This window comes from Olleya marilimosa CAM030 (assembly GCF_000518485.1).
In the GTDB taxonomy this organism is placed as follows: domain Bacteria; phylum Bacteroidota; class Bacteroidia; order Flavobacteriales; family Flavobacteriaceae; genus Olleya; species Olleya marilimosa.
Genome location: NZ_JADR01000007.1, coordinates 80,340 through 103,119, shown reverse-complemented (window position 1 = coordinate 103,119; position 22,780 = coordinate 80,340). Strand labels below are relative to the sequence as shown.

The 22,780-nt window shown below is 31.7% G+C and carries 22 protein-coding genes and 1 tRNA gene; 7 read left to right on the top strand and 16 right to left on the bottom strand.

The genetic code is table 11. The features are described from left to right. Positions 1 to 21 precede the first annotated feature (21 nt). Together M890_RS0109305 and M890_RS0109300 are read left to right on the top strand one after the other, a co-directional pair. Positions 22 to 894, top strand: a complete 873-nt coding sequence (locus tag M890_RS0109305; protein ID WP_028283277.1) for a hypothetical protein — start codon at positions 22 to 24, stop codon at positions 892 to 894. Position 895: 1 nt separating this feature from the next. Continuing rightward, positions 896 to 1,633, top strand: coding sequence for a Bax inhibitor-1/YccA family protein (locus tag M890_RS0109300; protein ID WP_028283276.1), 738 nt, complete (start codon positions 896 to 898; stop codon positions 1,631 to 1,633). 8 nt (positions 1,634 to 1,641) lie between these two features. Here the strand turns inward: M890_RS0109300 and M890_RS0109295 are convergent, their stop codons facing one another. The 5 genes from M890_RS0109295 to M890_RS0109275 form a co-directional block, all read right to left on the bottom strand. Further along, positions 1,642 to 2,118: a hypothetical protein gene (locus tag M890_RS0109295; RefSeq protein WP_028283275.1), complete on the bottom strand. Its 477-nt coding sequence runs from the start codon at positions 2,116 to 2,118 to the stop codon at positions 1,642 to 1,644. Between the two features lie 58 nt (positions 2,119 to 2,176). Further along, positions 2,177 to 2,878, bottom strand: coding sequence for a PDZ domain-containing protein (locus M890_RS0109290; RefSeq protein WP_028283274.1), 702 nt, complete (start codon positions 2,876 to 2,878; stop codon positions 2,177 to 2,179). 131 nt (positions 2,879 to 3,009) lie between these two features. Then, the gene (locus M890_RS0109285; protein ID WP_036597376.1) at positions 3,010 to 4,149 is read right to left on the bottom strand and encodes a tetratricopeptide repeat protein; all 1,140 of its coding nucleotides are present in this window, start codon (positions 4,147 to 4,149) and stop codon (positions 3,010 to 3,012) included. Between the two features lies 1 nt (position 4,150). Beyond that, positions 4,151 to 5,446: a M56 family metallopeptidase gene (locus M890_RS0109280; protein ID WP_028283272.1), complete on the bottom strand. Its 1,296-nt coding sequence runs from the start codon at positions 5,444 to 5,446 to the stop codon at positions 4,151 to 4,153. A gap of 2 nt (positions 5,447 to 5,448) precedes the next feature. Next, entirely contained in the window at positions 5,449 to 5,808 is a 360-nt protein-coding gene (locus M890_RS0109275) for a BlaI/MecI/CopY family transcriptional regulator (RefSeq protein ID WP_028283271.1), read from the bottom strand. Between the two features lie 122 nt (positions 5,809 to 5,930). On the opposite strand from M890_RS0109275, the gene M890_RS0109270 reads away from it, so the two are divergent. Continuing rightward, entirely contained in the window at positions 5,931 to 6,428 is a 498-nt protein-coding gene (locus M890_RS0109270) for a DUF456 domain-containing protein (RefSeq protein WP_028283270.1), read from the top strand. A 247-nt stretch (positions 6,429 to 6,675) separates the two neighbouring features. Here M890_RS0109270 and M890_RS0109265 read toward each other — a convergent pair whose 3' ends face one another. The 10 genes from M890_RS0109265 to M890_RS0109220 all read right to left on the bottom strand — a co-directional run bounded on the left by M890_RS0109265 (position 6,676) and on the right by M890_RS0109220 (position 18,201). Beyond that, on the bottom strand, positions 6,676 to 7,353 hold the full coding sequence (locus M890_RS0109265; protein ID WP_028283269.1) for a response regulator: 678 nt from the start codon (positions 7,351 to 7,353) through the stop codon (positions 6,676 to 6,678). A 3-nt stretch (positions 7,354 to 7,356) separates the two neighbouring features. Continuing rightward, positions 7,357 to 9,366: a tetratricopeptide repeat-containing sensor histidine kinase gene (locus M890_RS0109260; RefSeq protein WP_036597375.1), complete on the bottom strand. Its 2,010-nt coding sequence runs from the start codon at positions 9,364 to 9,366 to the stop codon at positions 7,357 to 7,359. A 112-nt stretch (positions 9,367 to 9,478) separates the two neighbouring features. After that, the gene (locus M890_RS0109255; protein ID WP_028283267.1) at positions 9,479 to 9,658 is read right to left on the bottom strand and encodes a hypothetical protein; all 180 of its coding nucleotides are present in this window, start codon (positions 9,656 to 9,658) and stop codon (positions 9,479 to 9,481) included. A gap of 424 nt (positions 9,659 to 10,082) precedes the next feature. Next, positions 10,083 to 10,156, bottom strand: a tRNA-Asp gene (locus M890_RS0109250). Between the two features lie 76 nt (positions 10,157 to 10,232). Then, positions 10,233 to 11,162, bottom strand: coding sequence for a DUF58 domain-containing protein (locus M890_RS0109245; protein WP_028283266.1), 930 nt, complete (start codon positions 11,160 to 11,162; stop codon positions 10,233 to 10,235). After that, positions 11,162 to 11,707: a ClpP family protease gene (locus M890_RS0109240; protein WP_028283265.1), complete on the bottom strand. Its 546-nt coding sequence runs from the start codon at positions 11,705 to 11,707 to the stop codon at positions 11,162 to 11,164. Before M890_RS0109240 ends, M890_RS0109245 begins: the two co-directional genes overlap by 1 nt. Positions 11,708 to 11,856: 149 nt before the next feature. Then, the gene (gene trxA, locus M890_RS0109235) at positions 11,857 to 12,213 is read right to left on the bottom strand and encodes a thioredoxin (RefSeq protein WP_339875949.1); all 357 of its coding nucleotides are present in this window, start codon (positions 12,211 to 12,213) and stop codon (positions 11,857 to 11,859) included. Positions 12,214 to 12,330: 117 nt separating this feature from the next. Continuing rightward, the gene (gene dnaE / locus M890_RS0109230) at positions 12,331 to 16,722 is read right to left on the bottom strand and encodes a DNA polymerase III subunit alpha (protein WP_028283263.1); all 4,392 of its coding nucleotides are present in this window, start codon (positions 16,720 to 16,722) and stop codon (positions 12,331 to 12,333) included. Positions 16,723 to 16,868: 146 nt separating this feature from the next. Continuing rightward, positions 16,869 to 17,318, bottom strand: coding sequence for a ferritin-like domain-containing protein (locus tag M890_RS0109225; RefSeq protein ID WP_028283262.1), 450 nt, complete (start codon positions 17,316 to 17,318; stop codon positions 16,869 to 16,871). Between the two features lie 190 nt (positions 17,319 to 17,508). Further along, on the bottom strand, positions 17,509 to 18,201 hold the full coding sequence (locus tag M890_RS0109220) for a DUF6252 domain-containing protein (RefSeq protein ID WP_028283261.1): 693 nt from the start codon (positions 18,199 to 18,201) through the stop codon (positions 17,509 to 17,511). A 143-nt stretch (positions 18,202 to 18,344) separates the two neighbouring features. On the opposite strand from M890_RS0109220, the gene M890_RS0109215 reads away from it, so the two are divergent. The 4 genes from M890_RS0109215 (at position 18,345) to M890_RS0109200 (ending at position 21,954) form a co-directional block, all read left to right on the top strand. After that, positions 18,345 to 18,845: a 30S ribosomal protein S16 gene (locus M890_RS0109215; protein WP_028283260.1), complete on the top strand. Its 501-nt coding sequence runs from the start codon at positions 18,345 to 18,347 to the stop codon at positions 18,843 to 18,845. A 68-nt stretch (positions 18,846 to 18,913) separates the two neighbouring features. Next, the gene (gene rimM, locus M890_RS0109210; RefSeq protein ID WP_028283259.1) at positions 18,914 to 19,444 is read left to right on the top strand and encodes a ribosome maturation factor RimM; all 531 of its coding nucleotides are present in this window, start codon (positions 18,914 to 18,916) and stop codon (positions 19,442 to 19,444) included. 243 nt (positions 19,445 to 19,687) lie between these two features. Then, on the top strand, positions 19,688 to 20,401 hold the full coding sequence (locus M890_RS0109205) for a tRNA1(Val) (adenine(37)-N6)-methyltransferase (protein WP_028283258.1): 714 nt from the start codon (positions 19,688 to 19,690) through the stop codon (positions 20,399 to 20,401). Between the two features lie 374 nt (positions 20,402 to 20,775). After that, complete coding sequence (locus M890_RS0109200; RefSeq protein ID WP_028283257.1) at positions 20,776 to 21,954, top strand: acyl-CoA dehydrogenase family protein; 1,179 nt, start codon at positions 20,776 to 20,778, stop codon at positions 21,952 to 21,954. A gap of 207 nt (positions 21,955 to 22,161) precedes the next feature. Here M890_RS0109200 and M890_RS0109195 read toward each other — a convergent pair whose 3' ends face one another. Further along, positions 22,162 to 22,716 carry a DUF3575 domain-containing protein gene (locus M890_RS0109195; RefSeq protein WP_084553640.1) on the bottom strand — a complete coding sequence of 185 codons (555 nt, stop codon included), beginning with the start codon at positions 22,714 to 22,716 and terminating at the stop codon, positions 22,162 to 22,164. Positions 22,717 to 22,780 lie beyond the last annotated feature (64 nt).

Here is a 22,780-nt window from a genome sequence, read left to right as displayed (position 1 = left end):
ATTAAACCAAACTACAGCATTATGAAAACCCTAGTTTTATTTTTAGCCTTAAGCTTTACAACGCTTACTATTGCACAAAACACATATACGTTTAATAACGAAAAAATTGAACTTAAGACAGCGATAGAAGGTGACTACGACTTGTTATGGAATACGTTTAATGGACGTTATCGTTATTTTATTAAAAGTCAAAATGAAAACTTAACAGAATTAACAAACAGTAAAGGTGCAGACAATAAATATGATAATGCTTATCAAACCACTTTAAAGGCTACAACAGGTCAAGATGCTTCTAAGGTAAAGCTTACACTTTATAGTTTAAAAAACTTTATTAATCAAGCTAATGCATCAAGTGATCCTAACTACACCTATGCTAGTGACAAACCAAAATTAAAAACTAGAGTTGGTGTTTTTAGCGGTTTAACTAACCATCCTTTTGTGGTTAATCCAAACAATAAATCTGTACCGTTTTTTGGAGCAGAATTAGAAGTTTTTCAGGACAGCTCTGTACCAAAACATTCTGGTTTTTTAAATATACGTAGTGCAGGAGATACTGACGATTTTAAATATAGCGCAACCCAAATTGCTTTAGGTTACCGATTTAGATTTATAAACAAACCAAGTTTTAATATTTATGGACAAACTAAGTTTGCCACTTTTACTAAGTCTAAAACAACTATTGCTTATCAAGATCCAAACAACACGGAAACATTAATTATTGATGAAGTAAAAAATTCTGGTTTTGATGTTCCTTTAATTTTTGGAATAGGTGCAGATTATAAATTAGGTAAAGGCTACATCACGCTTGTTTTAGACTCTTTGTTTGCTGCTTTTATAGATAACGAAGGTAATTTTCCATTAGACTTGTCTTTAGGTTACAAGTTAAATTTATAACATGCGTTTTTTAGAAAAGACCTCTAATCCAGCATTTACAGATTACTTTTGGAAAAACCGTAATCCAACGACTAGTCAAAAAATGACTGTTGGTGGTATTATGACTAAAACTTTATTCTGTTTACTGGTTATAACAACTATCGTTGTTGCCATTTGGAAGCTTTATGCCAACGGAACCAACATTAAATGGTTTGCTTCTGGAGGTATGCTTACTGCTATCGTTATTAGTATTGTGCTTTCTGTTAGACAACAGTGGGCTCATGTTTTAGTACCATTGTATGCTGTAGCAAAAGGCTTTTTTCTAGGTGGTATTACTGCTTATGCTCAGGCTAGGTTTCCGGATTTACCGTATCAAGCTATAGGTGTAACCATCGTGACTTTTTTTGTGGTTTTGTTTTTATATCAAACCCGATTAATCGTAGTCACTAAAAAAGTTAAAAGTGTGATAATAACTGTTTGCACAACCCTATTTATTGTGTACTTTATTTCTTGGATTTTAAGTTTTTTTGGTATAAAATCTTTTATTTGGGGAACCTCTTGGCTTGCTATTGGATTTAATATTTTTGCAGCCATTTTTGCTGCTTTATCCCTTTTACTAGATTTTGATTACATAGAAAGACAAAAAAATAAAGCCACCAAATACAAAGAGTGGATGGCAACTTGGGGACTTTTAGTTACATTAATTTGGTTGTATGTTGAAATTTTAAGACTAATGAAAAAGTTTGCTATTAGATTTTAAAACCAAACTTAATTAACTTGTAATACAATTGGTAATTTAAATTGCGACTTTACCTGTTGACCACGTTTTATGGCTGGATAAATTGTTGGTAATGTATTTAAACTTTCGGAAATTAAATGCTTGATTTCAGGAATTTCTAAAGTTGTGATACTATCAATTTCTATTGCATTTAATAATAACGCTCCTTTTTCTGAAATTAACAAGGATAACATTATTGTATCATTAATATCCTGAGTTACTATAATTGTTTTTTCTTGAAGTTTACTAGAAATATGATTAGCTAAAGTGGTTTCAAAACATTGTTTAGCATCAAGTTTTGACTGTAATGAGTCACAGGTTTTAAAACTTGGATAACTATCTAACTCTTTCCAATTAAAGGTTTTAAGTTCTTTTTTTAAAATAGCATCAGAAGAGGTTTTTTCTATGTCAAAATATTGGCAAGAGGCCAACATAAAACACAATAAGAAAACAGCTATTTGCTTCATAATTAACTAATATAGCCGAAAAGTACAACTTTTTTAAATGACAGAAACTGGTAAGTTATTAATTTCTTTTAACTACAAACAGATTAGAGTAGGTTATGTCGTCTTTAGATATTTTTAATACATAGACACCATCCTCAAGTTTATCTACGTTTAAGACTTCATTTAAATCACCTTTAGCAAAGTGTTTTTTGTATTGTTTTACAAGTACACCATTGGTCATGTAAATAGCAAAATTATACTCGCCTTGAAGCACCTCTTTAAAAGCCACATTTAATTGGCTTACTGCTGGATTTGGATAAAGACTAATATTTTCTTTGGATAATGTAGTTGTTATAGCATCGCAGCATACTTCCTCTTGTACTACTTTAGAGGATTTAGCACCTAATGTGATTATTTTTACACTTATTTTTCCGTCACGTTGAATGGTTAATTTTACTGTATCAAAAGGCTGATATGCTTTAACAGCATTCATAGCATCTCCTCTTCTATTGACTTCTAAATCGTCAATTGCTAATACTAAATCATAGGGTTGCAAGTTGTTTTCTGCAGCAGCAGTATTATCTATTACTTTTAGGATAATAACACCTGGATCAACTTTACTTTCTTTATCACAAGGACTACCAAACTGCACACCTAAAAAAGCTGTTTCGTAAACTATTTTATCAATTGTACAGGTTTGTTTACAATCTTTAATACTTTGTGCATTTACTGTAAATGCAAAACTAAATAAAGCAAAAACTAAGGGTAGACATCTTTTCATATAAAATAGTAATTAAATAAGTATTCAATATATAGTAATTTTCATACAAATTAATAAATCTAACTAAGAAATTTATATTGAAACTAGACTTTTAGATTAAAATCAATTTAAAGTGTTGATTTACAAAATCTCTATTCGGTTTTATTTTGAAATTTTTCGCTTTTAAACTTCGCTAATTTGAGGTTTAATATTTCTGAATATTTGCTGTCCGGAAATTGATTATTAAACTTTTGAACTTCCTTTTGTTTAGCATCAAGATCCTTAAAATAATCCAATTTAGTAAACGTCCTAAAAAAGTAATTGGACTCAGATTTTGGATTTTCTTTTATTGCATTATTAAAAGCCTGAATCGCTTCTGCTGGTTTATCCTGTAAATTATACAAAAGGCCTAATTTAGCATACTGCTCATCCAAGGGTTGGTCTAATAACTTAATAGCTTCTAGAACATGCTTTTCGGCTAAATCGTATTTACGGATTTGTTCATAATTAATACCTAATAAATAATGATTATTAGCATCTTTAGGGTCTAACTTTAAAGCTAGGTCTAAATATTTTATAGCCTTACTGTAATAGTAAACTTTACCGTAACAATACCCTAATTTTTCGTAAACAAACTTGGTTGTTTCGCCCAAATCTAAGAGTTTTAAAAATTGACTTATGGATTCATGGTATTCATTATTTAAATAATGTTTTTGAGCAATAAGTCCTATTAACTTTTTATTATTTGGATAAGATTCTAACCCCTTGTTTACGTAATCTTCGACCTTTTTAAACGCTCTTTTTTGAAGACTGTATTTAGCCAATTCAAAAATTGCATTTTGATGTGTTTGATCCAATTGATAGGCTTTTAAAAAATTATCCTGAGCAGTTTCAAAATTGTCTGAAGCATTACCAACCAACCCTAAAAAATAGTAGTAATTAGGGTTGGATTGATCTGCTTTTATTAGGTCCAATAAATGGGTTTTAGCTTTGGCTAATTGACCATTTTGAAACAATAATTTACATTGTTCAAACTTTATTAATTGGTTGTTTGGATTGTTTAACAATGCTTTATTGTAATAGTCTATTGCTTGGTCATAATTACCTATATAATAATAGGATTTTGCTATTTTATCAGCATAATCCAATGGATTATCTAACTGGTTATAAAACGCTATTGCTTTTGAGAAATTTCCGTAATCATATAAGCTATCTGCTGTTTTTAAAACGGTGGTTTGGGAATTAGCACTAACAAAAAGCAAAATATTGACTAAGACAATAATTTTTTTCATTTTAGTTAATTTTAAACGCTATTGGTAAACCATAAGCAACATCTACCGCTTTACCTTCATGCATACCAGGTATCATTTTTGGTAAGCTATTAATTACACGATATGCTTCTGCCTCTAAATCAGGGTGTACTGCTCTTGAAATTACATCAACAATAGCTCCTGTTTTACTTATTTTAAAACTTACATAAACCTTAGTAAGCCCTTTTTTTAAATCTAAATTATCGGCTAACTTGGTATTAAAATTATTTAGGACATGTTTAGACACTTCCTCTGAAAAACATTTTTTTTGTTGGTCCTTGTCAACAAGTGTTTTACAAGCTTCTAATAAAGGTGCTTGATCAATAGTAGAAAATGGGATGTCTACATCCAATGATGTACTATCGTTGACCACTATTTTTTCGGTATTAACACTTACTATTGCTTCTTGATAAGATTCTGTTTCGTTAGAACAAGAAGAATAGACTAACATCCCTAACACCATAGGAACTAATAATAAGTACTTAACTACATGTGATTGTTTTGTTTTTGATTTTTGTAACATAATGATTCGTTTTTTGATTAATGATTGTTTGAAAAATGGATTGATAAAAGCACAAGTTTTAACACTAAAAACTTGTTGTAATAATTGTTGATAGTATTCTGATTTACTAACTTTAACAGCCTTTTGATCTGCCAAATACTCGTGGATATTACTAATTCTTATTTGGTATGCATACACTAATGGGTTAAACCATAAAACAATTTTTAAGACCTCAAACCACAACAAATCAATACTGTGTTTTTGGATGGCATGAATTTTTTCGTGTTCAAAAATTGATTGTCTTTCAGTACTTGACAGTGTATCTCCTAAAAAGATAAAATTAAAAAATGAAAATGCTGCATTAGTTTCCTTTAGATGAACAATGGTTAAATTATCTTGTATTGTTTTGGGGTTATGATGGATTAATTTTAAAATCTTAAATAGCTTTATTACAAAGACACTAAAAATTATTATTGTGATTAAAACATAGCCATTAGCTACCGTCATTAGTGAGACTACAGTGTCATCTGAATAATTTGTTTTAGATTGATTGTTTAAACTGCCCAAAACAATTTCTGGCAACACAATAATTGAATTGCTATCTAGCAGTGTATTAAAACTGTCTATTTTAATAAACGGAATAACAATTGACAATGCAGATGTGATTAACAAATACCATCTGTTATAACTAAAAAAAGTGTTTCGTTTTAAAAACAAATCATAGACTATTAAAAATAATAGTTGAAATAATATGCACTGAAATATTAAATACAACATAGCTATTCTTCTTTATTAATTTCTTTTAAAACGCTTTCCAACTCGTTTAAACTAATGTCATTTTTTTTAACAAAAAAAGACACCATACTTTTAAATGATCCTTGAAAATAATTATCCACCAATTTGTTAATAGACTGATTACTATAGTCTTGTTTTTTTAAAATTGGAAAATAAATATGACCCTTACCTTGTTTTTTATAATCCACAAACCCTTTAGATTCCAGAATCCTTACAATTGTAGAGACTGTATTATAAGCAGGTTTTGGCTCTGGCATAAAGTCTATTATTTGTTTAACATTGGCGTTTTTTAGTTGCCATAAAACCTGCATAATATCCTCTTCTGCTTTAGTAAGTGCTTTCATTATTTGTAACTAACTTTTTAGTTGAATGATTCAAATATAACTAATTTTATAGTTTAAACTAATTTTTTAGTTTAAAAATGTAACAAAAGTTATTTTTAGTAGTCTTATTAATAAAAAAACTGATGGATATTTTATTTAGCCTTTTAGGCATAATGTTTATTTTATTTGGAATAGCAGGAAGCTTATTACCTATTATACCTGGTCCACCATTAAGTTGGATAGGTTTACTGTTTTTACACATGACCACAGCTGTACCTAATGACAATACTTTTTTAATAATAACTTTAATTATTGCTATAGTTATATTTACTTTAGATTATTTTATTCCTGCAATTGGTACCAAACGATTTGGAGGTAGTCGATCTGGAGTCATTGGAACAACCATTGGATTATTTATTGGGTTATTCTCACCTATTCCTGGAGGCATAATTATTGGGCCATTTGTTGGTGCCTTTATTGGAGAAAAATATAATAACGCTAACACTAATACAGCGCTCAAAGCTGCTTTTGGATCAATTTTAGGATTTGTAACAGGAACTTTAATAAAGTTTATAGTGGCTATTGTATATATGGGCTATTTTATTGCTACGTTTTGGGAATATAAACACCTAATGATATAAAAAAGATAAAGCAACATCCTTAAATGTTGCTTTATAGTGTGTAAATGTAAATGCTATTAATCAAACAGAAGTTTGAAGGGAATGATTAACTTTATACTAAGTTATATAGCAAATATATATAATCTTATATTTACCTATTGTGGTTAAAACCACACCATTACTGTGGTTAAAACCACAAGTTTTAGTCATATCAAGTTATTTGATAGATTTTTGATCGCTAAAAAAAATTAAATTTTAACATTTTTATTTAAATGTAGCCTTTTTCCTTAGCTATACTTATTAAAGTTTCGTCCTTACCATCCTCCACAGCAAACAATTCTTTTAGATTTTTTTTTCGTTTTTCAATAGCACTTAATGTAATGCCTAATGGCTCAACTAAATCTTTTGTTCTGACACCTAATGATAAAAAATAAAGCATTTTGTGGTTTATTTCATCTACTTCAATAGGGTTAAAAATACTTCGCTTAATAGTATTATTAATTGTACCTGTGTAAAAAGGAGGATTATTTTGAATAACTTCAAAAGCACTAGCTAACTCGCTTGATGTTAAATCACTTTTAATTAAAAACCCTTCAGGATTTATAGTTTTAATTATATTGTGTATTCTGTAAACCTCATTAAACATTGTTAAGATAACCACTTTAGCCTCTGGCTGTGTCTGCTTGATATGTTTTGCTAAATCTTCACCAGATTTATAAATACCGTCTGAAGATTGAGGTATACTAATATCAAAAAAATAGATATCGTAAGGCTTTCCAATATTTTTTGATTTTTTTATTGCTGCTAATGCAGAGTCACAGTCTGTAGCAATATCAATTTCTAATGTTTGATTTTCTTTTTTAGTAGCTAATAACGTGTGTTGATATCCTTCAATAATCATTGGATGATCATCCACCATTAATATTTTTAAAATTTTATTTTCCATAGGTTACTTATTTATTGTTGGGACAATAATTATAATTTTAGTGCCTTTATTTGCTTGACTCTTAATGCTAAGTTTTCCGTTAATTTCTTGTATTCTATCCTCTATATTTTTTAATCCAATCCCTTTTTTAGCTTTTTGGGTATCAAAACCTTTTCCGTTATCAAAAATACTGAAGACTAATTTACCTGCTTCATTTTTAAATGAAATATCAACTTTTGTAGCTTCGGCATGTTTATAAGCGTTTTGCATGGTTTCTTGTAAAATACGATAAAGATGAATTTTTACTTGATTATTTAACGCTTCCCAATCAATATTGTCGTCACCATAAAATGTATACTCAATGTTATAAGCATTCATTTGAGTATCAACCAAAGTTTTAACAATATCCAAAAAACCGGATTGTTTTATAAAGTCGGTATTTAATTCGTGAGATACTTTACGGATATCTTCTTCAATATTTTTAAGCTCGCTTATATAATGGCTCCTTTTGTCAATAGCCTCTTTATTAACGCTTAAATTCAGACCATCTAAACTAAGCCTTACTCCAAAAAGCTTTCCTAATATTCCGTCATGAATATCTTTAGATATTCTGTTTTTTTCTAAACTTCTAGCTTCATCAATTTTGTCTTGCTGAGATAGCATGAGTTTGTATATTTCTTCATTAGCCTCTTGTTGCTGTCTTTCTAACTGTAATTCTTTATTTTTTTCTCGTTGGGTTTTAATAATGTACAGAAAAAACAAAGTAAATAGCAACGCTCCAGAAACAATAAGTAACCACAAACGCTGACGTGAGATTTGTTGGTTTTCTTGTTTAATTTCTTCTGTTTCATAATCAATTCGCATAAATTTATTTCGACTTGATCGTTCTGCAAAAAGTAAACTATCATTTAGTCTTATATGTTCAAAGAGATATTTTTTTGAAGTTTCCCCTTTTTCAATTTCAGACTTAATATAAAGTGCTTTTAAAATAGTCTTATTATGCTTTAACTCTTTACCCAAAACATATGCTGTAGTAGAATATATCGCAGCCGAATCGAGTTGATTTATCGTTTTAAAATAGTCTGAAAAGTTAAGACTAACAGACATCTTTATGTTTTTATCCGAAATAGAATCACTAAGCCTAAAAGCTTGTCTATAAAGCGTTTCAATTTCTTTATTAGAATCCTTTCCACGCAAAAACTTAGAGTACGCTAAATCATTTATTACATAAGCATAAGTTGAAGGATCCTGTGTTAAAAGTTTACTACTATTTAATATTTGATTGTACATATCAATAGCAAGATTATAATCGCCTTTTTTTCGATAAGTCGAAGCTATATTAACGTTAGAATAGATTTTGTAGAAATAATTATCTTTTAGTTTGTTACTACTATTAATGGCTTTATTATGATATTCTATTGAGTTATCATATTGCTTAAGCTCGCCTGATATTATACCAATAAGATTATATAAGGACCACTCTGTATCTACATTATATTCGTTTTTTTGAAGTTTATCAACAACATTTATGGCCTTAATTACATTATTTTGTGCTCCAATATAATCTCTTTCAGACTCTTGGATATTTGCCATATTTAATAAAACAGCAGCATAATTTTTAAAATCTTCTAACTTATCGTAAAGCTTAACTGCGTTGAAGTAATAATAATAAGCACTATCTACTTTTTGTGTTTTACCATAAGAATAGCCCAGATTGTAGTATGCATTTGCAATTGAGACCGAATCTTTTAATTTTTTGGCAAGATCTAAATTATTAAGATTTATAGATTTGATGTTATCTATTTGCCCATCAATTATGTATAAAAAAGATAAGACTCTTTGACTATTTAATAAAGTAGAGTCCCTATCAGTTTTAACAGATAATGTAATTGCTTTTTTAGCATACGTAATCCTGTCTTCCGTAGTTATTTGGTCATTTTTGGCTAAGTTTCTGTAATAGTATATTGAGTCGAAACTCTGACTATAACCTAGACTAGCAAAAAGTAAAATTACTAATGGAAAATATTTTATCAATCTATTTACAAAATTAAGATAAAACCAAATTTAGGATAAAATAGATAAATACAGGCACACAAAGCACTGATAATTTTCAATGCTTATTATACTACCACAATTAAACTATAGACTATCCTTGAGATGGTACTTTATCTTTTTTGATACCATTAGTTGCTAGTAACTTAATATCTACTTTTTTAACTTCGGTATTAGAATTTTCTTTGTTTGGTGTTGTATCATTTAAAGCGCTTACTCCAGTTAATAATACGATAGAAAAGATTGCTACTAATGTAATTTTTAGGGATTTCATAATAATAATTATTTAAGGTTAATTTTGAGTTATTTAATAATTTTAAAAATTTAAATATACTAACAGTAAGCTAAGAATATAGCTTACCAAATTAACACACTAATTATTTGTATGTCCAAGAAGATTAATTGATTAGCTTTAATAGTGGTAATGTTTGAGGGAAACTTTTAAAGCCCGACGAAAATATCATAACATAGACTAAAAATAGCAAATAATTCGATGAAAAGCAAATAACACAGACAAAGCGCTTTAAAACAAAAAAGCATCCCAATTTTCTAGAAGAAAAAAGGAAAGCTTTCCATCGGTTCAAGCTATTTGACTAGCTTTCTACCAGTTTGATAGACTACTACATCTATCAAAACAACACAACTAAATTTTATTGCCAAAAAAAGCTCCGATAAATCGGAGCTTTTAGCAATTTTCGCGGTCTGGACGGGATTCGAACCCGCGACCTTCGCCGTGACAGGGCGACATTCTAACCAGCTGAACTACCAGACCGTTGCGTTATTGCGAGTGCAAAGATACACTTCTTCATCAATGTCGCAAACTTTTTTTCACTTTTTTTTATTTTTTTTTAAATAAATTTTTCACGTTCGATCATATAAGTTGTCAAAATCTTGTCAAATGCCTGATTTACATCAGCATTAACATATTTAATCTTGTATTGCAGACATTTCATTTTTAAATCATTAAAATAATTTAAAACTTCTTTTTTGTAATTATCCTTTACTTGATCCGCATATAAATTGACGTAGTCTCCAGTTTCAATATCAATAAATTTTTTGGGCTTATTATTAAAATCAAAGGTTACTTCTTTGTTTTTATCATGCACATGAAACAAAACAACTTCATGTTTATTATGTTTTAAGTGTCTTAAAGCTTCAAATAGTTTTTCTTGATCTGTTGAAGCCTGAAACATATCTGTAAATACAAATATTAATGATCGTCTGTGTATCTTCTCTGCTATTTGATGCAAATACACATAGGTATCTGTTTGCTTGTTTTTTGGATCTACTGTAACAGCATCCTCTAATTGATGCAATAACATTTGATGATGACGCTCGCTCCCTTTTTCTGGTGCGTAAAAATCGTAAGCATCACTATAAATACTTAGTCCAACAGCATCACGTTGCTTTTTTAAAATATGCATCAAAGCTGCTGATGCTAGAGCTGAAAAAGCAATCTTATTTAAGTTTGATAAGGCGTAGTTATTCATTTTTGGATAATGCATAGAGCTACTATTATCCAAAATAATATGACAACGCAAATTAGTTTCGTCATCATAACGCTTTGTGTACAACTTATCTGTTTTAGCAAACAGTTTCCAGTCTATGTGACGCGTACTTTCGCCTTGATTATAAATTTTATGCTCTGCAAACTCTGCTGAAAAACCATGAAACGGACTTTTATGCATTCCGGATATAAATCCCTCGACCACTTGCTTTGCTAAGTGCTCGAGGTTTTTAAATCCTCCTGCTTTATTAAGTTCGTCTTGTAATTTCATTACTCTGCGATACCATCAACAATGCCATAAGCAACAGACTCATCTGCTCCCATCCAATGGTCACGATTAAAATCCTTCATTACTTTTTCAAACGTTTGACCACAGTTGTCTGCTAAAATATGAGCACTTAACTCTTTGGTTTTTACAATTTCTTGAGCAGTAATTTCTATATCACTTGCTTGTCCACGTGCTCCACCACTTGGTTGGTGTATCATAACTCTGGCATGTGGTTGTATAAAACGTTTTCCTTTTGCACCAACAGATAATAATATAGAACCCATAGACGCTGCTAATCCTGTGCATACTGTTGAAACGTCGCTTTTTAAACTTTTAATACAATCGTACATTGCAAATCCTGAGGTTACATAACCTCCAGGACTATTAATATACAATGTGATATCCTTAGTCTCTATGCTATCTAAATACAGTAATCTGTCTATTACATGCTTTGCAGATTTATCATCAACCATTCCCCAAAGAAACACTTTGCGTTCTTCTAAAAGTTTAGTATCGATAGCATCTTGTACTTTTATTGTTTTACTCATTTTTTATAATTTTGATCGTTTAAATCTTAAAGTTTAATATCACTATAAAAAAACCTATAGTTTATTTAGGTATTTATTATAGTTTCAACTAAAGTAAAAAAGGTTTGCCATTACAGCAAACCTTTTATCAATACTTTAATAACATTGACTTATAATAAAGCGTCTATCGCTTCAGCATAAGCTGTTTTTGGTGCAACACCAACTTGACGTCCTACTACTTCACCATTTTGAAATACTAAAACCGTTGGAATGTTACGTACACCATATTTTGCAGCAAATTCTTGATTTGCATCTACGTCCACTTTACCTACGATAGCTTTACCATCATACTCAGTACTTAACTCATCGATGATTGGTCCAACCATACGACATGGTCCACACCAAGCTGCCCAAAAGTCTACTACTACAGGCTTATCGCTTTTTAATACTGTTTCTTCAAAATTTGCATCTGTGATTTCTAATGCCATAATATTATGTTTTAATTGTGTTTTACTACATGTTAATATGCAATATTAGTCAAAAATTCTGCCAAAGCTTACAACCAGACAATTTGTTTTAACTATTGCTGTATTGGTTTGACTTATGTTGATGATTTTTAAAACGTAAAACAAACCAATATTTATTTACTGATTAATTAAAAAATGAATCTGTTGTTCTTGCAACTCATTAAGCAACTCATTAGTGACTTTAATTTTTTGTTTTCGACTAATCATAGTTAACTTAATTTTGTCTCTATTATCATAAACTAAAAAGTTAAGCGCGTGATTACCTGGGTGCATTGAGATTAATTCTTTTAAATAATGAATCTTTTCTGCCTCTAACTCTTTAATATTTAATTGAATTGATATTTTACGGACATTTTTTTCCATAACATCATGCAACAGTTGAAAGCTGTTAAACTGTAATCTTGGCTCACTTTTTTTACCTGTATCTCTATTTACCCATCCTTCTCTAACAAATGCTTTAACGTGTACAAATGTATTTTGTAATAAAAAAGGACGATGTTTTAAATACTCTTCTCCAAATACTCTAAATTCAAAAGAATCCGTATAATCTTCAATAGTAAATAGTGCCCAACCTTTACCTTGTTTACTAACACGATGTTGTACATCTGTTACCACTCCACCAAATGTAATTTCTTTATTTACATGAGGATTAAGATCATGAAAGTCTGATATTTTACCATTACAAAACGATTTCATTTCAGTTCTAAAATCGTCTAAAGGGTGTCCTGATATATATACACCAACCACTTCACGCTCTCTGGATAATTTTTCCATTGTTCCCCAAGTATCACACTCTGGGATTACAGGTTCTTCAATTTGCACATCACTCTCTCCTCCAAACAAACTGACTTGAGCTGAATTTTCGTTTTCTTGATGTTTCGCTCCATATTTTATTGCTTTTTCTAAAAAAGTCAAATCACTACCATCTTTATAAAAATACTGCGCACGATGTGTATCTCCAAGCTCGTCAAAACCACCAGCTAACGCTAAATTTTCAAACGCCTTTTTATTGGCTGCACGCAAGTCTATACGCTTTGCCAAATCAAAAATCGAGGTATAGGGTCCATTTTCATTTCTATTATTAACAATAGTCATTACAGCTCCATGACCAACACCTTTAATGGCTCCCATACCAAATCGCACAGCATTGTCTTTATTTACCGAAAATTTATAATACGATTCATTAACATCAGGTCCAAGTACAGGTAATTTCATACGCTTACACTCATCCATAAAAAAGGTTACCTGCTTAATATCATTCATATTATTAGACAGTACTGCTGCCATATACTCAGCAGGATAATGCGCTTTTAAATACGCTGTTTGGTAAGCAATCCAAGCATAACAAGTCGAGTGCGACTTGTTAAAGGCGTAACTTGCAAATGCTTCCCAATCCTTCCAAATTTTTTCTAATTTTTTAGGGTCGTGTCCTTTTGCGCTGGCTTGCTCTACAAATTTTGGTTTCATTTTATCCAAAACCGCAATTTGCTTTTTACCCATTGCCTTACGTAAAACATCGGCTTCACCCTTTGTAAAATCTGCCAACTTTTGTGATAATAGCATTACCTGCTCTTGATAAACGGTAATTCCATAGGTTTCTTTTAAGTACTCTTCCATTGCTGGTAGGTCATACTCAATATCTTCATCACCATGTTTTCTACGTACAAAACTTGGTATGTACTCCATTGGACCAGGTCTGTACAGTGCATTCATTGCAATTAAATCGTCAAAAACAGTTGGTTTAAGATCTTTTAAATGTTTTTGCATTCCAGGAGATTCATATTGAAAAACACCAACCGTTTCTCCACGCTGGAACAACTCGTAAGTCTTGACATCATCTAGAGGAAAAGTGTCAGGATCTAAAACTATACCATGTTTAGCCTTTACAATTTTAACGGTATCCTTAATTAAGGTTAACGTTTTTAATCCCAAGAAATCCATCTTAAGTAATCCAGCATCCTCTACTACAGAGTTATCAAATTGGGTTACATATAAGTCTGAATCTTTTGCTGTTGCTACAGGTACAAACTTAGTAATATCATCTGGCGTAATAATTACACCACAAGCGTGAATCCCTGTATTTCTTACAGAACCTTCTAGGCTTCTAGCAAGATTTATTGTTTCGGCTTCTAAATTATCGCCTTCCGAAATATTAAAAAGCTCGTTTATTTTTTCTAAATCTTCCGCTCTAAATTTTTGACCTAATTCCTTTTCAGATAGTCCAAAAATCTTTTTCAATTTAGACATTGTCGGAATCAACTTTGCTATCCTATCTGCATCAAAAAGTGGTAAATCTAATACACGTGCTGTATCTCTGATACTACTTTTAGCAGCCATAGTACCATAAGTAATAATTTGCGCTACTTGATTACTTCCATATTTATCTATTACATAATCCATGACACGTGATCGACCTTCATCATCAAAATCGATATCGATATCTGGCATACTGACACGATCCGGATTTAAGAAACGCTCAAAAAGTAAGTTATATAGTAAAGGATCAATATTTGTAATCCACAAACAATACGCTACTACAGAACCCGCAGCACTACCACGTCCAGGTCCTACCGATACATCCATTTTTCGGGCTTCGCGTATAAAATCTTCTACAATTAAGAAATACCCTGGATAACCAGTATTTTCAATAACTGAAAGTTCAAAATCTAATCGTTCTATAACTTCCTCAGACAGCTCTTCTCCATAACGTTTTTTAGCTCCAACATAGGTTAAATGTCTTAAAAAAGCGTTTTCTCCACGCTTTCCTCCATCAACTTCGTCTTCTGGATGCTTGAACTCGTCTGGAATATCAAATGCTGGTAATAAGACATCTCTGGCAAGCTCAAAACCTTCAATTTTATCAACGACTTCTTGAATATTTGTAATTGCCTCAGGAATATCCCTAAATAAAGCCTTCATTTCTTCAGAGGACTTAAAGTAATACTCTTGATTTGGTAAACCGTAACGGTAACCACGACCTCTTCCTATAGGTGTTGATTGCTTTTCGCCATCCTTAACACATAATAAAATATCATGTGCATTAGCATCGCTTTGTTTTCCGTAATAGGTGTTATTAGTTGCAACCAACTTAATATTATGCTGATTAGCAAATTTAATTAAAGTTGGATTAACACGGTTTTCGTCTTCTTGATTGTGACGCATAACCTCGATATATAAATCGTCTTGAAATAAGTCTTTCCACCAAAGCAACGCTTCTTCGGCTTGACTTTCTCCAACGTTTAACACTTTGCTTGGCACCTCACCATAAAGGTTTCCTGTCAAGCAAATTAAATCCTCTCTATATTGCTCAATTAATTTTTTATCAATACGTGGTAAATAGTAAAAACCATCAACAAACGCATGCGATGACAGCTTAGCCAAGTTATGGTATCCGTTTTTATTTTTGGCAATCAGGACAATTTGATAGCCATTGTCTTTTCTGCTTTTATCTGTATGGTCTTCGCAAACAAAAAATTCGCAACCTAAAATCCCTTTTATTTCTTTTGCTTTAGGTGTTTCTCCTTTAGCTTCAGCTTCGGCATTTTTAGCTTTAACTGCTCTATTATGACCATTAATAGCTTTTACAAAATGAAATGCTCCCATCATATTAGCATGATCAGTAAGTGCAACTGCAGGCATGTCCTGCTCAGCAGCCAAATCGACCAAATCTGTGATACTAATTGTGGATTGCAATACAGAAAACTGAGAGTGATTATGTAAGTGAACAAAATCTACGGACTGTAAATCCTTGATGTTTTCTTTAATTTCGGCAGAAGAAATCTCACTTGTATTCTGCTTTTGTAATTGCGCTTGGATTTTAGCACTTTCCTTTTTAAGGTTAATATGCTTTAATCCTATAAGCTGAATTGTTTGAGGATTTGCTTTATTGAAATGCTCAAAATAATCTGGCTGAACATCTAACTGTTCTTTTGTATACTCTTTTAATCTAATTAACTCTAAAAAGCAACGTGTTGTTGCCTCAACATCTGCTGTTGCATTGTGTGCTTCAGCAAATGGCTGATCAAATAAAAACTGATGCAACTCTGTTAAAGTAGGTAACTTAAACTTACCGTATCGTCCTCCTGGAATCTGACATAACTCTGCAGTATACTCTGTACAAGTGTCCAAAACAGGTAGCTCTTGCAATGGATTTTCTACGCTTTCGCGAACAAATTCCGCTCCCATAATATTTAAGTCAAACTTTACGTTTTGACCGACTACAAATTTAGTTTTACTTAATGCAACATTAAACTTTTCTAAAACTTCTGATAATGGGACACCTTGTTGTTGTGCTAATTCTGTAGATATACCATGGATTTTTTCTGCATCATATGGTATATTAAAACCTTCAGGTTGGACCAAATAATCTTGATGCTCGATACAATTACCCATCTCATCATGTAATTGCCAAGCAATTTGGATACATCTAGGCCAATTATCTGTATCAGTAATTGGTGCATCCCAACGCTTAGGTAATCCTGTGGTTTCGGTATCAAATATTAAGTACATTATGTGATTTCTTTGAAGTTTGTGCTGAAAAATACGAGCCTATAAAAGTACATAGAATTTATAATTTTATAAAGCGAAATAGCAAACAGTTGTAAACAAAAAAAAGCCAGCAGATAACTGCTGGCTTTTATTTTACAACTATGCGTTTATGAGATTAGCTCTTCATGTACTTTTTCGGTGTTAATTGCTGCTTGAATCGCATTTCTATGCTTAGCAATTAAATTATCTATTGTTGGAGGCAAATTGTTTTCTTTTAACAAAGCATCGTATTCTTCCAGACTAGCTTCTTCACCTTTAATTGCTTCTTCCAAAATAGCTTCTTCATTATTTGAAGTAAAGGTTGATTTTAAGCTCATCCAATTTCTATGCATGGTTCCTTTAAAGCTACCTGAGTCTTCTGGGATTTGTCCATATTGCAAAATTTCTGTTCTTAATTCTTTTGCAAATTGGCTACGTTCTGAAGCTCTTCGTTTAAAAAACATTTTTAATTCTTTATTGTCTACGTTATCAATTGCATTTAAATACCCTTTTTCGGCATCATAATTTTTAACTAATAATTCGTTTAACTTGTTTGAAATTTTTTCACTGTAATTCATAATATCTTTGATCATTTAAATTTCAATATTTTTTTTAAAGATGCATATTGTTTCACATCTGCAATAACAATATAACACAAACACCACCTGATGTCAAGCGATTTAACAGGCTTTGTGATAGCCTTAAGAGTATTTAACAAAAAAAAGCCAACGCTATTGCGTTGGCTCAAATATTATATTTTGAAGGTAATTAATTAGTGCAATCACCTAAGTCGTCAATCAAATCTTGCATAGATCCATCTGGATCACCACATTGTTGTAATTTTACCTCAAGTGCAGTTTTATATAAACCACAATAAACTGGATAATCTGGTGATGTTGTATCTACAGAGTCATAATTAGTTTTTGTTGTCACCACAACCGCTGTTGCATTTTGACATGCAACTAAAGGATCTGTCGACACAACATTTCCAATGCTTAATATTGGCACATTATAAAAATACCCTTTATTAAAATTTTCAGTCATTGTTCCAGAACTATCAAATGCGTTAAAAGCAAACGTTCCAGAAACTGTTCTTTCAATGCTATTAAATTCAGAAATATTTATTTTACCATCTGCTGGATAAATTTGCAGTTCAGGATCAGGTTCATTGTTAGTTGAGTAAAAGTCACCAAATTCGTTTTCATAAGTTGCAGAAGATGTTGTATTACCTAATTGGTACAAAGTTTCGGCAGTATCGTTAGTTTTAAGTATCACAGTCTCTAAACCTCTAATACCAGTAATTGTTAAATTTCCTGAGCCATCAACATTAGCTCTATAAGTTGTAGCTTCCCACAATTCGCCATCATTATGTCCAATAAATGCAGGGTTATTAAAAACTAAATCCTCACTACAAGATGTTAAGCTTAATAAGAGAACTAATAAAATTGTTATTTTTTTCATTATCATTACTTTTATACAAGACCAAAAATAGAATAATTTATTTTATTTGACAGATTTACTTTAAAAACTTGATAATTAAAAAAATATAGTATCTTTGCAGCTTATTAATAATAGAGGTCGCGTACCTTACAAATTAATTATTTATGCCAGTAAAAATTAGATTACAAAGACACGGTAAAAAAGGAAAACCTTATTACTGGATCGTAGCAGCAGATGCTAGAGCAAAAAGAGATGGTAAATACTTAGAAAAATTAGGTGCTTACAATCCAAACACAAACCCAGCAACTATCGACTTAAACATTGATGGCGCTGTAAAATGGTTACAGAATGGTGCACAACCAACTGACACAGCAAAAGCAATTTTGTCTTACAAAGGTGTTATGCTTAAAAACCATTTAGCAGGTGGTGTTAGAAAAGGTGCTTTAACTGAAGAGCAAGCTGAAGCAAAGTTTACAGCTTGGTTAGAAGAAAAAGCAAACAAAGTAGAAGCTAAAAAAGAAGGTTTATCTAAGGCGGAAGCTGACGCTAAAACTAAAGCTTTTGAAGCAGAAAAAGCAGCTAACGAAGCACGTATCGCTGCAGCAGCACCAGCTGTTGAAGAGGTAGTGGCTGAAGACGCTGAAGCTTCTAATGAAGAAGAATAAAAATTATTTTTTATACTTTTAAACTCCGATAATTTTTATCGGAGTTTTTTATGCAAAAAACTTTTGTTATGGATATTAAAGACTGTTTCTTTTTAGGAAAAATTGTAAAAAAATATAGTTTTAAAGGCGAACTCCTTATAAAACTAGATACTGACGAGCCAGAACTTTATGAAAACTTAGACTCTATGTTAATAGATTTACGTGGTTCATTAGTTCCGTTTTTTGTTGAAAGCTCTCAATTACATAAATCAGAATTACTTCGTGTAAAGTTTGAAGATGTAGATACCGAAGCTGATGCAGACAGTTTAATTAAAAGTGATATTTACTTACCGCTAAGTTTTTTACCAGAATTAGAAGACGATAAATTTTATTTTCATGAAATTATAGGCTTTAAAGTAGAAGATAAAAACTTTGGATTTGTTGGTGTTATCAAAGCGGTTAATGATAGTACAGCACAATCTTTGTTTGAAATTGACAGAGATGGTATTGAAATTTTAATACCAATGAATGACGAGTTTATTGCAAAAGTAGACAAGCCTAACAAAACTATTTTTGTGGATACTCCAGAGGGTTTAATTGACTTATATTTAGAAGAATAATTTGTTTTGTGCTGAATTTATTTTTAGCCTAAATCTAATAAATAATGAGATCCTGAAACTAGTTCAGGATGACGTAACCTAGCAGTAAGTCTTTTATAAATAATCTAACAAAATCATAGCTGTTATTTATCCTAAGTATTTAATAGATTTGCAGCTTACAAGATAACCTAGGTCATGCTGAATTTATTTCAGTATCACATCCAAAACTAAAGAGATCCTACAACACATTTAGGACAACGTTTTATGAGCAAGCCTTTTAAATTTAAACAATTTACTGTACAACAAGACCAATGTGCCATGAAAATTGGGACTGATGGTGTTTTACTTGGTGCTTGGTCACCTTTAGACACCAATCCTTTTGCTATTTTAGATATTGGTGCAGGCACAGGAATTTTAGCTTTAATGCTAGCGCAACGTAGCAACGCACAAGTAATTGATGCTTTAGAGATAGATGAACATGCCTACGAGCAATGTGTGGAAAATTTTGAAACCTCACCTTGGGCTGATCGCTTATTTTGTTATCATGCCGATTTAGCTGAATTTACTGAAGAAATTGAGGACAAATACGATTTAATTATTTCCAATCCTCCGTTTTATGCTGAGGATTACAAATCTGACAATACACAACGTGACTTAGCACGTTTTACAGATGCCTTACCGTTTGATCATTTAGTAGCTTGTGTTGCTCAATTATTGTCAGACCAAGGTGTTTTTACGGTTGTTATTCCTTTTAAAGAAGAAGCTCATTTTATAAAGCTAGCGTCTAAAGTTAATTTGTTCCCTAATAACATCTTACATGTTAAAGGCACGCCTACTTCGGATGTTAAAAGAAGCTTGCTAGCCTTTTCTTTCCGCGAAAGCGAAATTAAAACCGAGACCTTGGTTATTGAAACCACAAGACACCAATACACAGACGATTATATTGCGTTAACTAAAGATTTTTATCTTAAAATGTAGTGAATTGCATAGCTTTTTGGATGCTGTTTACTTGCTTTAATTAGGATGGGATCCTGAAACTAGTTCAGGATGACGTGGTGTGCGTGGCTTTATTTTGCTATTGTGATTGGTGGTCTGTAAGAGACCCTTCGACTGCGCTCAGGGAGACATTGCTTTTGCTATTTGTGACATTGGTTTGATACTATTGGGTTTGATTTGTTACTATAAGGATTTGTGCTAAAATGCTAAATATGTTATTATATACTAGTAAATAAAAGAATTCTTAAAAAATTGCCTTAATTTTTGATATAATATTGTGTTCTGAAAACGATTTCGTTATTTTTGTGATTGAAACGATAAGCTACACGAATAGTTTATTTTTAATACAGACTTAAATGAAACCAGATTTATTTGAAGCGCCAGATTATTATAATCTTGACGAACTTTTAACTGAAGAACATAAATTAGTACGTGATGCTGCTCGCGAATGGGTTAAGCGTGACGTCTCTCCTATTATTGAAGAGTATGCTCAAAAAGCAGAATTCCCGAAGCAAATTGTTAAAGGATTAGCAGATATTGGTGCTTTTGGACCTTATATTCCTGAGGAATATGGTGGTGCAGGTTTAGACCAGATTGCTTATGGTTTAATTATGCAAGAGATAGAACGTGGTGATTCTGGTGTACGTAGTACTGCCTCAGTACAATCGTCGTTAGTAATGTATCCTATTTGGAAATATGGTAACGAGGCACAACGCCAAAAATACTTACCAAAATTAGCAAGTGGAGAATGGATTGGAAGTTTTGGTTTAACTGAGCCTGATCATGGAAGTAATCCTGGAGGGATGGTCACCAACTTTAAAGACATGGGAGACCATTACCTATTAAATGGTGCAAAAATGTGGATTTCAAATTCGCCATTTTGTAACATCGCTGTAGTTTGGGCTAAAAATGAAGCAGGACGTATCCATGGTTTAATTGTAGAACGTGGTATGGAAGGCTTTACAACACCTGAAACACATAACAAATGGTCCCTTCGTGCGTCTGCAACTGGAGAGCTTATTTTTGACAACGTTAAAGTACCAAAAGAAAACTTATTACCTAACAAATCTGGATTAGGTGCACCATTAGGTTGCTTAGATTCGGCACGTTTTGGTATTGCTTGGGGAGCGATTGGAGCAGCAATGGATTGCTACGATACTGCTTTAAGATATAGTAAAGAACGTATGCAATTTGGTAAGCCTATTGGACAATTCCAATTACAACAAAAGAAGCTTGCTGAAATGATTACCGAAATTACCAAAGCACAATTATTAGCTTGGCGATTAGGTGTTATGCGCGAAAATGGTACTGCTACCTCAGCACAAATATCTATGGCGAAACGTAATAATGTAGATATGGCACTAAAAATTGCTAGAGACGCTAGACAAATGTTAGGTGGTATGGGAATTAGTGGTGAGTACAGCATTATGAGACATATGATGAATCTTGAAAGTGTTGTTACTTATGAAGGTACACATGATATCCATTTGTTAATTACTGGATTAGATGTGACTGGATTAAATGCTTTTAAATAGTAGATAGTGAATAGAATATTGCATAGCTTAAGCTTTTCTTTCTTATTATTTTATTTGAATATTTAGTCACTCAATGTATAGATATAAAAAAGCACGTCTTAACGACGTGTTTTTTTTATTATGTATTATACTATGGGCTTATGCTGTTTTGTAGTTTTTGAATTATCCTTTGGTTTACACTGTAGTTTATATTTAGGCTTATGTATTTCATCTAAAATCATTAGTAAATCGCCAAATCACACCAATGTTACATTGGTAATAACTACCTACTTCAGGACTATTATTTTTGACTGCTACGTTGGCACGTCCAGAGATATTAATAGCCATTTTAGGAAACACCCAATAATTAATTCCTAAACCAGGACCTGCTATAAGCGCGTCTGTATTAGCGTACGTGTATTTTCCTGCTGCTAAAAACACATACAACTCTTTGTAGTCTCTGGTTGTATTTGGGATAATATAATAATTAATATCTGCTTGCGTTGCCCATAAACTGGCTGAGTTTTTGGGCGTTTTAAGCGTGTTGGTGGACACATTTAAACCCACACTCCAATGCTTATTTAATTGATAATCCAAACCTACATTAAAGGGTGTCGCATAGTCTAACCTCTGGATTTCCCAAGGTAATCTGCTGTATGGATTATTATTAATTATGTTGACGCCTAAAGCCAATTTTAGGTATGGTTTGTCTTGTGCTGTTGCTTTATACATTACACATGCACTAACAACAACTACGTGTAGTAATAGCGATTTTATCTTCATTAAGTTACTATTTTAACTTAGTTACTGTTTGCGCTATTAATAGTTTAGGGAGATACTTTACTAA